The 12,467-nt window shown below is 62.2% G+C and carries 10 protein-coding genes; 5 read left to right on the top strand and 5 right to left on the bottom strand.

Going from position 1 to position 12,467, the window contains the following annotated elements; genetic code table 11:
* Positions 1-2 precede the first annotated feature (2 nt).
* Positions 3-1,832: a sensor histidine kinase gene (locus ACZYTC_RS07170; protein ID WP_488989208.1), complete on the bottom strand. Its 1,830-nt coding sequence runs from the start codon at positions 1,830-1,832 to the stop codon at positions 3-5.
* 247 nt (positions 1,833-2,079) lie between these two features.
* Between ACZYTC_RS07170 and ACZYTC_RS07175 the strand changes: the two genes are divergently transcribed.
* The gene (locus tag ACZYTC_RS07175; RefSeq protein WP_434956743.1) at positions 2,080-3,402 is read left to right on the top strand and encodes a dicarboxylate/amino acid:cation symporter; all 1,323 of its coding nucleotides are present in this window, start codon (positions 2,080-2,082) and stop codon (positions 3,400-3,402) included.
* A gap of 96 nt (positions 3,403-3,498) precedes the next feature.
* Here the strand turns inward: ACZYTC_RS07175 and ACZYTC_RS07180 are convergent, their stop codons facing one another.
* Positions 3,499-4,557 (bottom strand): Ntn hydrolase family protein, encoded by a 1,059-nt coding sequence (locus ACZYTC_RS07180; RefSeq protein ID WP_488989209.1) that lies wholly within the window; start codon positions 4,555-4,557, stop codon positions 3,499-3,501.
* A gap of 433 nt (positions 4,558-4,990) precedes the next feature.
* Here ACZYTC_RS07180 and ACZYTC_RS07185 point away from each other — a divergent pair, with 433 nt between their 5' ends.
* A complete protein-coding gene (locus tag ACZYTC_RS07185; RefSeq protein WP_488989210.1) occupies positions 4,991-6,292 on the top strand; it encodes an OmpP1/FadL family transporter in 1,302 nt (433 codons plus the stop codon).
* 157 nt (positions 6,293-6,449) lie between these two features.
* On the opposite strand, the gene ACZYTC_RS07190 is transcribed toward ACZYTC_RS07185, so the two are convergent.
* Positions 6,450-7,298 (bottom strand): fumarylacetoacetate hydrolase family protein, encoded by an 849-nt coding sequence (locus tag ACZYTC_RS07190; protein ID WP_441773954.1) that lies wholly within the window; start codon positions 7,296-7,298, stop codon positions 6,450-6,452.
* A 511-nt stretch (positions 7,299-7,809) separates the two neighbouring features.
* A complete protein-coding gene (locus ACZYTC_RS07195; protein ID WP_434956739.1) occupies positions 7,810-8,235 on the bottom strand; it encodes a DUF2852 domain-containing protein in 426 nt (141 codons plus the stop codon).
* 238 nt (positions 8,236-8,473) lie between these two features.
* On the opposite strand from ACZYTC_RS07195, the gene ACZYTC_RS07200 reads away from it, so the two are divergent.
* The 3 genes from ACZYTC_RS07200 (at position 8,474) to ACZYTC_RS07210 (ending at position 11,522) form a co-directional block, all read left to right on the top strand.
* On the top strand, positions 8,474-9,334 hold the full coding sequence (locus tag ACZYTC_RS07200; protein ID WP_441773955.1) for an undecaprenyl-diphosphate phosphatase: 861 nt from the start codon (positions 8,474-8,476) through the stop codon (positions 9,332-9,334).
* Between the two features lie 298 nt (positions 9,335-9,632).
* On the top strand, positions 9,633-10,448 hold the full coding sequence (locus ACZYTC_RS07205) for a UDP-2,3-diacylglucosamine diphosphatase (RefSeq protein ID WP_488989211.1): 816 nt from the start codon (positions 9,633-9,635) through the stop codon (positions 10,446-10,448).
* A 9-nt stretch (positions 10,449-10,457) separates the two neighbouring features.
* Positions 10,458-11,522, top strand: a complete 1,065-nt coding sequence (locus tag ACZYTC_RS07210) for a glycosyltransferase family 4 protein (RefSeq protein ID WP_488989212.1) — start codon at positions 10,458-10,460, stop codon at positions 11,520-11,522.
* Between the two features lie 107 nt (positions 11,523-11,629).
* Here ACZYTC_RS07210 and ACZYTC_RS07215 read toward each other — a convergent pair whose 3' ends face one another.
* Positions 11,630-12,271 carry a LysE family translocator gene (locus ACZYTC_RS07215; protein ID WP_488989213.1) on the bottom strand — a complete coding sequence of 214 codons (642 nt, stop codon included), beginning with the start codon at positions 12,269-12,271 and terminating at the stop codon, positions 11,630-11,632.
* Positions 12,272-12,467 lie beyond the last annotated feature (196 nt).

Genomic DNA, 12,467 nt, shown 5'->3' on the forward strand with positions numbered 1-12,467 from the left:
GTTCATCCTTCTTTCTCCGCGCGCTTCAGTGTCACCAGGAAGCGGCAGCCCTGGCCAGGCTGGCTTTCGACCTCGAGGCGGCCGCCGAATTCCTCCACGATATCCTTGGAAATCACCAGGCCGAGGCCAAGACCGCCAGGCTTGGTGGTGGTGAAGGGCGTGAATAGGGCGGCCGTCACCTCTGGTGCGAGTCCGGGGCCGTTGTCGGAGACGGAAAGCCGGACCAGCTCCCCTTCGCCGGTTATGCCGATATGGATAGCCTGGTCAGGTTGCTCTTCCATTGCTTCCAGGGCGTTCTGGAGGAGATTGACCAGCACCTGCTCGAGCCGCACGCGATTGGCTGCCACCTGCAGACCGTCCACAACCGGATCGACCTCGATCTCGGTGCCCTGGCGCCGAGCCCGGATGCCGACCAGCAAAAGCGCACCATCGAGCACGTCGCGCAGGGCGACGGGACCGATATCACCGCTGGCCTTGCGGGCGAAGCGGCGCAATTGCGCGATGATGTCGGCGATCTTCTCGGTCAGCCCGGCAATGGTCGCAAGGTTCTGGCGCGCCGGCACCGGTTCGCTGCGATCAAGAAAGATGGCGGCGTTGTCGGCGAAACTGCGTATGGCGGCGACCGGCTGGTTCACCTCATGGGCCAGGCCGGCCGTGATCTGGCCGAGCAAGGCGAGGCGGTTGGCCTGCGTGAGTTCGTCTCGCGCGGTTTGCAGCTTAGCCTCGACCTTGCGGCGTTCGTCGATCTCAGCGGAGAGGAGAGCGTTGCTCTGGCTGAGGTCGAGCGTGCGCGCCTCGACGCGATGCTCCAGTTCGATCTGGGCCTCGGTGAGTTCGGCGGTGCGCGCGATCGCGCGCTGGCGCCGGTGCAGGAGAATACCGAGCAGAACCAGCGTGGCGCCGACCAAGGCGAAGGTGATGGAGCGCAAGGTCGCGGCACCCGCGGCGAGGGCGCGCGCGGCCGGCTGGAGCAGGTGCAGCTGCCAATTCGTTGAAGGAACCTCGCTTACGCTGGCAAGATGCAGCCCGCTGCCGCGCAAGGAGACGAAGTCCGCGCCCGGCGTGGCCTGGCCGCGCCGGATCGGCAGTACGGCCAGTGGCGAGTCGCCGAATTGCAGCGAAGTGCGAATGTTTGCTGCTTCCTCGGCGGGGATTGAAGCCTGCGCCATGAAACGCCATTCCGGTTGGCTGGTCAGCAGCACGATGCCGCGAGGGTCGGTGACGTAGACGATGGCGCCTGAGCGATGCCAGTCCTCCTCGACCGAGAAGAACTCCACCTTGACCACGATCACGCCCTGCATGCTGCCCGGCCCTTCGATGCGGCGGGCGATGTAGAGGCCGGGGCGCTGACTGACCGTGCCGAGAGCGAAGTGCTCGGTGTCTCCCTTGGCCACTGCCTCGGTGAAATAGGGGCGGAAAGCGTAATTGGTTCCGACGAAACTGATGTCCTCTTTCCAGTTGGAAGAGGCGATCGCCAGGCCCGTGCGGTCGATCAGATAGATCACGGCCGAGCGCGCGCCGGCATTCAGGCTTTCGAGCTTAGCATTCATGGCGCCAATATGGGACGCATCCGGCGCGCTCAGGGTGGCGAGCACATCAGGATCACGCGACAGCACCAGGGAGAGCGTGCGCTGCTTTTCCAGTTCGCTGCGCAGCACGGCGATATCCAGCGTAGCGTTGCCGGCGGCCTGGGCCCTGAGCGCCTCGGCCGCCTGGCGCGTGCCGTAATTGCCGGCGAACCAGACGGCGAGCGCCAGGCTTACCAGGCTCAGGCCGGCGAAAATCAGCCATTCGATCCGTCGCCTCTGCCGTCTGTGTGTTGCTCCGCTCATCGGTCTCCTGCTGCCATCGTTCACAGTCAAGCATGTGCGGAAATCCGCACATGGGCAAGGCCGCTGTGCGGACCTCCGCTCAGGGTGCTCTGGCGATGCCACTGGACGCGAACTATGAAATCAAGCAATATCAATAGCATAAGATATTGGCACGAGACTTGCTCCTCTATTGAGCAGCCGCTAGCAGAATGCGGCGTCGAGGAAACCTTTGGGCCAGGCCGCTTGCCGAGGCCCCACGGAGGAACAGATGATCTCCCTCAGCGAGATGCCCAAGGCGGAAGCTCCGCGCAAGCGCCCTTTCTATGCAAACCTCTACTTCCAGGTCCTTGTCGCGATCGCGCTGGGTATCCTGCTCGGTCATTTCTACCCCGATCTCGGCAAGTCTCTGAAGCCGCTGGGTGACGCCTTCATCAAGCTGGTGAAGATGGTGATCACCCCGGTGATCGCTCTCACCGTGATCACCGGCATTGCCGGCATGAGCGATCTCAAGAAGCTCGGCCGCGTCGTCGGCAAGGCCTTCATCTATTTTCTTACCTTCTCCACCCTGGCCCTGATCATCGGCCTGCTGGTCGGCAATATCGTGCAGCCGGGCGCGGGTCTGAACATCAATCCGGCCACGCTGGATCCCAAGGCGGTGGCGGATTATGCCGCCAAGGCGCACGACCAGACCATCACCGGCTTCCTGATGAACATCATCCCCAACAACCCGATCAGCGCGCTGGCGGGTGGGGACGTGTTGCAGGTGCTGTTCTTCTCGGTGGTGTTCGGTATTGCGCTGGCCCAGATCGGCAGTGCAGCCGAACCGCTGATGGTCGTGCTGAACTCGGTCTCGCGGGGCATGTTCCGGCTGGTCGCCATCCTGATGAAGGCCGCGCCCATCGGTGCCTTCGGCGCCATGGCCTTCACCATCGGCGCGTATGGCATCGGCTCGGTCGCCAATCTCCTGATGCTGATCGGCACCTTCTATCTGACCTCGCTGCTTTTCGTACTGGTCGTGTTGGGTACGGTCGCCTGGTATAACGGCTTCTCGATCCTCGCCTTGATCCGCTACATCAAGGAAGAACTGCTGCTGGTGCTCGGCACTTCCTCTTCCGAAGCAGCTCTCCCCAGCTTGATGGACAAGATGGAGCGGGCCGGCTGCCGCAAGTCGGTGGTGGGCATCGTCATTCCCACCGGCTATTCTTTCAACCTCGACGGCACCAACATCTACATGACCCTGGCGGCGCTGTTCATCGCGCAGGCCACCGGTATCCAGCTGAGCTGGGGCGACCAGATCCTGCTGCTCCTCGTTGCCATGCTGAGCTCGAAGGGCGCGGCCGGCATCACCGGCGCCGGCTTCATTACCCTGGCGGCGACGCTGGCCGTGGTGCCCGCCGTTCCGGTTGCCGGCATGGCGCTCATCCTCGGCATCGACCGCTTCATGTCCGAATGCCGCGCGCTCACCAACCTGGTCGGCAATGCCGTCGCCACCATCGTGGTGGCCCGCTGGGAGGGCGAACTCGACAAGGCCCAGCTCGCGGCTGCGCTGAGCGGCGACGACGTACCGCAAACGGTGGCCGCCGCGGCCTGAGATTGGTCGATCGACAAGACAGGAAAGGGGCGGGCCTGTGGTCCGCCCTTTTTTATGACGAAGACGCTGCGCGTTCGTTCGTCACGGGATGGGTCTTCAGACCTGCAATTCCAGGTCTGCCGTGACAGGGGTGGCGTCGCTGCGATCGAGTGTTGCTTCATAGCCGCGCACACGCAGGCTGCCCTGGCGAGCGTCGGCTTCGACGGCAAGGCGGGTGATGGCGTTGCGCAGGGGCGGCTCCACCCAGGCAAAGGGCGCCATGGCCCGGCCGGCATGGGCAGCGATCGCCAGGCGGCGGCTGGGACTGTCGCTTTCGGACAGCGCACCATTGTTCCAGCTGGGCGCGTTGGCCCAATCATTGGCGGCCGCCACTGGGCCGGACTGGGTGACGAAAGCCTCTGGTCTGCGTTCGATCACGCAAGTCTCGGCAGGCGAAAGGCCGGTCAGCGTGAAGATTGTCTCGGCGGCGATCGGTATGCGTTCCAGCAGGTCCCGCGCGGTGGCGAAATCGGGAGCCTCCTCGAAGGTGCGTCGGAGCAGGTGCATGGCGGGCATCAGGCCACGCCGCACACCGGACAGATCCGGCACGGTGGCGCCGCTGGCGCTTGCCGCGCCGGCCGGCGCTGGGCCCTTGTTGATCGAGGCGGCAAAGCGGCCTGGCGCCAAGGCCGTCAGCACGCCCACGGCGCCCGGCCAGGTCACATTGAGGAACTCACCAGCGGGACCACGCTGCCGCACGACTTCGACAAAACTGCCGAGGCCGTCAAAATCCCAATCGAGCGTCCGTAGCAGCCGGGCGCTGCGTCCGTCCGGCGCCGCCGCTGCCAGCGTGGTGCAGCCCCATTCATAGGCTGCGTTGATCAAGAAAGCGCCGGGCATCGGCAGGAGCGCGGCGATCGTCTCGATCTCGCCGACATAGGGCGAGGGGCTGGCGAGCAGCCAAGCGCGTGCCGCATGGTCGAGCAGATCCACCTCGCCATGGGCGGCGGCCGGGATCGAGACCAGACAGGATCGAAGCAAGCCCCGCATCGCTTCCGGGCGAGCCCGGGCATGGGCGACGGGACCGCCCTCGCGCGCGTCGAAAATCGGAATGGGTGCAAGCGTTGCCCGCTTGCTTTCCGGCAGGCCGGCGCGTGGGAAAGGGATGACGCTCATGGGTCCCCCTGAGAACGATCGCCGAAAGTATTCAGGCTTTCGCAGGCATTGTCATCCGGCAATCTTGTTTACCGGGCTTCAGAGCCCCGCGACCGCAAATAGAGCGGTCGCCGCCAGGCGGCGGTCGGGAGGATCTTGCATGGGCAAGGTTTTGTACCTGGTAAACCATGTCTCGATCTTGAGTTGACGTAAAAACCCACTGTTACAGGAACGCAACAACCTTGCTGAATTGAGACATCGGCGTGACAGAATCGCGATGAAACGGCGGCGTTGGCCGTTACGAAGGGGTCAATATTCTGGTACGAAGAATCATGAGTTCTAATGAGCCATCCGCAAGCAGTGCTTACTTGCTCGTGGTCTGACAAAAGCAAAAGGCGGCTGAGATTACACAGCCAGACCTGCCCTAACGGCGGGTAATGATATGGGGGAACGAATGCAAAGAAAGACCCAACTCGCATTCCTGCTCATGGCCGGCGTTTCGCTTACGGCGAGCCAGGCCTATGCCGGCTCTTTCGCCCTACGCGAGCAGAGCACTATTGGTCTTGGCCAAGGCTTTGCAGGTGTCGCGGCAGGATCGGGCGGTCTCAGCTCCATGTATTGGAACCCCGCCACGATGACCGCCATCCCCGGCTGGCAGTCGCAGTGGTCGGTGAGCGGCATTTTCCCTCAAGTCGACATCACGCCGACGACCGGAACGACCTTGCCTGGTAGGGCATCGTTTGGCGACATCGGCCAAGATGGCATAATCGCAGCGGGATATACCTCTTATCAGGTCAACGATCGGCTGTGGATCGGCCTTGCCACCAACACGCCTTTCGGCTTGGTTACCAAGAATCCTTATGGGTCGCCGGCCCAGACTTACGGGCGTAGTTCGAAGGTCATGTCTTTCGACGTCAATCCGACCATCGCCTATAAAGTGACGGATTGGCTTTCAGTTGGCCTCGGCTTTCAGGCAATGTATTTCAAGACACGCCTTACTTCGGCGCCGTTTCCCGGCCCATCCAATGCCATCCTGAAAGGTGATAGTTGGGGCTACGGCCTAACGGCGGGCGTCATGATCACGCCTATGGAAGGAACGGTAATCGGCATTGGCTATCGTTCTTCCGTTAAGCAAGATTTGGACGGCACTATAGATCTTCCTGCGGGAACCGGATTGCCGGCTGGCCGGTACAAGGTAAACGCCGACCTGACCCTACCGGACCAGATCACAATCGGCATCCGGCAGACCGTGACGCCTGACCTTACGCTCTCGGCGGGCTTTGAATGGACGAAATGGAGCAATCTTGGCGTAATTCCGGTTATCGGAAAATCGAGTGTAGCGGCAGGCCAACAGGTCACCAGCTTGCCGTTTCAATATGACGATGGCTATTTTGCTTCCATCGGTGCGGAGTATTCCTGGAGCCCGGAACTGACGCTGCGCGCGGGCCTCGGCTATGAGTGGTCTCCGATTTCGGATCGCAATCGCGACGTGCGTCTGCCCGACAGCGATCGTATCCATGCGTCGGTTGGCCTTGGCTATAAGATCAACAACAAGCTATCGGTCGATTTTGCCTACTCGCACCTGTTTGCGGTGAACGGCGATATCAAGCTCGATCCCAACAATACGCATTGGAACCCGCGGGTACCGGTTCGCTTCTTTGGCAATGTCGACGCCTCGGTCGACATCGTCTCGGCTAGCTTGACCTATCGCTGGGATGATCCGAGCGAACCCAACCGGCCGGGTATCTTCAAGTAAGACACGGGTACGTCAATAAAAAGCCTTCGCGCAGGGTCCGACCGGCGCGAAGGCTTTTTTGCGTCGTGCTGCAGTTTACGGCTTTGACATCCCGGCGCCCTTCGTCTTGTCGGGCAGCGAAGGGCGCCGGGCATTTCTTCTAGCCGGTTGAAAAGTCTCAGGCGCTCCAGGCCACGGTGGTTTGGCGCTGATCGCCGAGCTTCTCGATGCCGAGCGTCATGACATTACCGGGCTTGAGGTAGCGTGGCGGCTTCATGCCCATGCCGACGCCCGGAGGCGTGCCGGTGGTGATGACGTCGCCGGGTTCCAGGATCAGGAACTGCGAAATGTAGTGCACGATGTGGGCGACACCGAAGATCATCGTCTTGGTCGAGCCGGTCTGCACACGCTGGCCGTCGACATCGAGCCACATCGAAAGGTTCTGCACGTCGCCGACCTCGTCGGGCGTGACCAGCCAGGGGCCGAGCGGACCGAAGGTCGGGCAGCCCTTGCCCTTCATCCATTGGCCGGAGCGCTCGATCTGATAGGCGCGCTCGGAGACGTCGTTGCAGACGGCATAGCCGGCGACGTAGGAGAGGGCATCCTTCTCCTCGACATAGGAAGCACGGCTGCCGATGATGATGGCAAGCTCCACTTCCCAGTCCGTCTTCTCCGAGCCGCGCGGAATGACGACATCGTCATTGGGGCCGACCACGCAGGACGGTGCCTTGTTGAACAGCACCGGCTCCTGGGGGATCGGCATGTTGCTCTCGGCGGCGTGGTCGGCATAGTTCAGGCCGACTGCGATGAAGTTGCCGGGCTGGCCGACGCAGGAGCCCAGGCGAGGATTGCCGGTGACTTCCGGCAGCGAGGCTGGCGAGAGAGCGGCGATCCGGGCCAAAGACTGTGGAGACAGGGCATCGCCCTTCCAATCGGCGATATGCGCCGACAAGTCCCTGATCTTGCCATCCGCATCGATCAGGCCGGGCTTTTCCGAGCCCGGCTTGCCATACCGTACCAGCTTCATAGTGGAGTCCTTTGGTCGAGAGCTGCAGCCCTTCGGGCTGTCCTTGAAATCATCGATCATGAAGGCCGGTCTGTATCGGGCGTGCACCCTCGACCGGCCGGGGCGGATCATGCCCGAACGAGGGGACCTATCGCAAGTATTGTCTGAGAAATGCGCGTGATTGTTTCACGGGTGCGCTGGCGTCTTGCCCACTCTTCCTTCTTCCAATGGTGCCCTTCCAAGAGCAGGCTTCCAGCCTATGAGCGCTAACTTTGGGTGGTGGCACCAGATTGGAGGGTCGATCTCCAGATCGACCATCTTGGAAATGTCGAGCCAGATAGAGGACAAAGGTGGTCGATCTCGCTCCATCAATTGATGGAGCTGTGGAGATCGACCCTCCACGCTACCTGCGCCTCCATTCGCAAAAGTTAGCGCCTATGGGCAAGATGCCTGCGCACCCGGCAATAAGAAAGCCCGCGCAGATCGAGCTGCGCGGGCTTCGTCATTATTCGTGGAAAGGACGCCTGGCCTATCAGGCGGAATGGCTGTCGCCGCCGTTGCGAGCGGTGTTGCGCTCGGCCATGAAGCGATCGAACTCTTCCTTGTCGCGGGCGCGGCGCAGATTGGTGACGAATTCGCCGAAGGCGCGGCCTTCTTCCTCGAGGCGTCGACGTTCCTCTTCCAGGCGTCGCAGCGTCTCGCGGCGATAGTCGTCGAAAGCGGCATTGCCCGTGGCTGACCAGCCATGGCCGGCATAGCTACGCTGATCGCGGCCGAAACCGGCGAATTCGGCCTTGGCCCGCTCGAAGCCCTCACGTACCTTTTCCCTAGGGAAACGGTCGCCCCAGATGAAATAGGCCAGCGCCGCCAGGCCGAGCGGCCACCAGATCAGAAACCCGGCGATCACCGCCACGACATGCAGCGGATGCCAGCGGCCACGTGTAGAACAAGAGGTCATTATCCTCTCCCATGTTGCAACCCAGCAATCGAGCAATTGGGGGTGGCGAGGGGCGGCTTCAAGGGTACAAGCCGAAGTTGTGTCCGATTTAATCTTGGCGATCGTCGCAGCCGCGACGGCCCCGTCCCATTTATTGCCTGGCAAATTCATTTGGCGGCGATGGTCTGCCGCAAAGTTGCCGCGATCGAAAGCTCTGTGGGAGTGCGTGCTGGGCCGGGCGCAATCCTTGAGGTGTGGAATGAGTGGCGCTTGCACCGAAGGCGTCGACACAGGCTTTATGACTTTGGGGGTGGCAAAGGTCGCTTTCCTCGGCGTCGTCCAGGGTATCACCGAGCTGATGCCGATTTCCTCGACGGCCCATATGAGACTGGTGCCGGCCCTTCTTGGTTGGCAGGATCCGGGATCAGCCTTCTCCGCGGCCATGCAACTTGCGGCCTTGTGCGCCGTGGTCAGCTATTTCTGGAGGGATATCCGATCGATCACCAGCGGATCGCTGGCGGCCGTGCGGACAGGGGATTGGATGTCGCCGAAATTTCGCCTGGCGGTGGGCGTGGTGCTGGGCACTATCCCGATCGTGGTGGCTGGCTTGCTGCTTGCACCACTTCTCAACCGGTGCGACAGCCCCTTGCGCGCCCTGCCGGTGATCGGTTTTGCCTGCCTTGTCATGGGCGGCCTGCTCGCCGCGGCGGAACTCATGGCCCGTCATGAGCGCAGGGTCGAAGACATGCGGTTGCGCGATGCCCTGATCGTCGGGCTTGCGCAGGTCGGCGCGCTGATCCCCGGTGTGTCCCGGTCCGGCTCGACCCTGACCGCCTCGCTGTTTCGCGGCTTCTCGCGGGAGGAGGCCGCGCGCTTTTCCTTCCTTCTCGGCATTCCCGCCATTGCCTTGGCCGGCCTGCACGAAATCACCACGCTTTTGCGGGCTCACCTCTCCACGGAGGGCTGGCTGATCTTGCTGGTCGGCCTAGTGGTCGGAACGATTTCGTCCTTCGCGGCCCTGTGGGGGCTGATGCGTATCCTCGAGCGCTTTTCGACCTGGCCTTTCACCATCTACCGCATCTTGCTCGGTGCCGTCGTGCTGTGGGTCGCCTATCACTAGAGTAGGGGGCGTTCATGAGTGAACGCTTGTTTGCTCTAGTTCTTTGTTTCGGAGCGTCTATGCCATTTGAGGTGATTCAGCCTCCGCGCAAGACGCCGTAAGAGAAAAGGGGACGAAAGAGCATCGATGTCCCATCGGACATATCGCCTGTCATAAAACCATGAACTGAATCGTGTTTGTGACAATCAGGATGCGTCGTCGATTTCGCTGATGTCTGCAGCAAAGCGCATCAAAGCAAGCGCTCTATGCTCTCTTGCTTGTTTCGACGATACGTTTTGGGCCGGTTGAGGATGGTGCCATGAACAGCGAAAGCGAAGGCACGCGCTATCGAGCGCTCTTTATCTCGGATGTGCATCTTGGGACGCGTGGTTGTCAGGCCGATATGCTGCTCGACTTCCTGCGCGCCTATGACGCCGAGACGATCTATCTGGTCGGCGACATTGTCGACGCCTGGCAGCTGAAAAGTGGTTGGTACTGGCCGCAGGCGCATAACGATGTGGTGCAGAAGCTGCTGCGCAAGGCCCGCAAGGGCGCGCGCATGGTCTATATTCCCGGTAATCACGACGAGTTCCTGCGTGATTTCCCCGGGCATCATTTCGGTGGCATCGAGGTGATCGAGCAGACGGTGCACGTGGCTGCTGACAGCAAGCGCTATCTGGTGATGCATGGCGATGCCTTCGACGTGGTGGTGCGCCACGCCAAGTGGCTGGCCTTGCTCGGCGACTGGGCCTATGTCACGGCCTTGGGTGTCAATACCTGGCTGAACGCCATTCGCCGGCGCCTCGGCCTGTCCTATTGGTCGCTGTCCGCCTGGGCCAAGCTCAAGGTGAAGAACGCCGTCAGTTTCATCGGCCATTTCGAAGAGACCCTGGCCAAGGAAGCCAAGCGGCTGAACTGCGACGGGGTCATCTGCGGCCACATCCATCACGCCACGCTACGCGATCTCGATGGCGTCACCTACATCAACTCCGGCGATTGGGTCGAAAGCTGCACGGCTATCGTCGAGCATTTCGATGGTCGTTTCGAACTGGTGCGCTGGAGCGAACTCGTTCGTCAGGCCAACAAGCCGCCGGAACTCCAAGGCGAGACGCTGGTCCCTCAGCGTGCCGCCTGAGCCGGTCCCGTGAAGATCCTGATTGCCACCGACGCCTGGCGCCCGCAGGTCAACGGCGTTGTCCGGTCCCTGGAACAGACGGCTGCGGCAGCCTCGCGTCAGGGCGTTGAGATAGAATTCCTGGCGCCGGACCACTTCTGGTCGGTGCCGATGCCCTCCTATCCGGAGATTCGGCTTGCCATGCCGCCGCTCGGCGCCATCGAAAGGCATATCGAGGCCGAGAAGCCGGACTATGTCCATATCGCCACCGAGGGGCCGATCGGCCTGCTCACCCGCCGGGTCTGCCTGAAGAAGGGCCGCCCCTTCACCACCAGCTATCACACCCGTTTTCCTGAATATCTCGCTGCACGTGTCCCGGTGCCGCTCGACTGGAGCTATCGTTGGATCCGGCGTTTCCACAATGCCGGAGCGGGTACCATGGTTTCCACCCCGGCCCTGGAGCGTGAACTGGCGGGTCGCGGCTTCAAGCGGCTGATGCGCTGGTCGCGAGGGGTCGATGCGGAATTGTACAGGCCCAGGCCCGTGCGCGTTTTCGACCTGCCCGGACCCATCTTCCTCTATGTCGGGCGGGTTGCGGTCGAGAAGAATATCGAGGCCTTTCTCGGTCTCGAGCTGCCTGGTTCGAAAGTGGTGGTGGGGAGCGGCCCGGCCTTGGAGATGCTGCGCTCACGCTATCCGGACGTGCACTTCGCCGGCATGCTGGAGGGAGAGGACCTGGCGAAGGCCTATGCTTCGGCGGATGTCTTCGTGTTTCCGAGCCTGACCGACACATTCGGCATCGTCCTGCTCGAAGCGATGGCCAGCGGCCTGCCGGTGGCAGCCTTTCCGGTGACGGGGCCGATCGACGTGATCAGCACCAGCAAAACGGGTATCCTCGACAACGACCTCGCTCGGGCGGCGCTGGCATGCCTCGAGCTCAAGCCCGCCGATGCGCGTGCAGAGGCACTGAAATATTCCTGGGACGCTTGCGCCCGCCAATTCGTCGCCAATGTGGTGGAGGCCTGCGGCCGGGCCAAGACCACGCCTGCGCCGTCCGGAGCTGTCAAGCAAGGGCAGACCAGGCTGCCGGCCTGATCCCAAGGCCGGTAATAACGGCCAGCATTGAGCTCGCAATGATGGGCCAGCAAGTCAAATTCAATGCAGATTGGTCGCGGCCACGACCCCATCCGAATCGCAACAGCTCATACCCGCGACAGCAGCAGGCGGATACCGGCGAAGCCGAAGAACAGCGCCAGCGTGGCTTCGATCCAGCGCCGCGCCCTCTGATAGAGGCGAACCATGGGCCGGGCGGAAAAGATCAGGGCATAACCGCCGAAGGTGGTCAGTCCGATCACCGCACAGCCGGCGATGATCGCCAAGGCTGTATGCCCAGGGGCGTCCGACTTGAGGCCGAGCGACATGATGGCGATCCAGGCAAGGATCGACTTCGGATTGGTCAGATGCAGCATCAGGCCACGCCAATAGAGCTGGCGATAATCGATCGGGCCACGTTCTTGCCTTGCCTCGTCCTGGCCGGCCTTGAGGGCGGAACGAGCCGATTTGATCGCCAGATAGAGGAGATAGAGGCCGCCGCCGATCTTGATGGCGGTGAGGGCATTGGCATAGGCGGCGAGAAGGGTGGAAACACCGGTGGCCGCCAGCACGGCCCAGATCATCGAGCCCGTCATGATGCCGGCCGCCAGCACCAGCGCAGGCAGACGCCCCTGTCCCATGGCCACGCCCATGATGGCCATGTTGCTCGGACCGGGGCTGGCTACCGCGATGGTGTAGACCATGTAGACGGCGAGCAAGGCATGGAATTGATGAAACAGGGCGTCAGCCATCGGGAACGTCTCACTGAAACGCCAGGCTTTTGGCGGGTTGGCAAATAATTGACTGACAATAGCGGTACAAGGCTTCCGCGCAAGCGCGGGTTCGGCGCGGCAGCAATGTCGTCGACCCAAGGAAAAAGGCCCCGAAAACTCGGGGCCTTTTTCATTCTCAACCAAACGGTCGCGGACTGCCTGTTTCCGGCGGTGC

The organism is Labrys sp. F242, assembly GCF_057813875.1.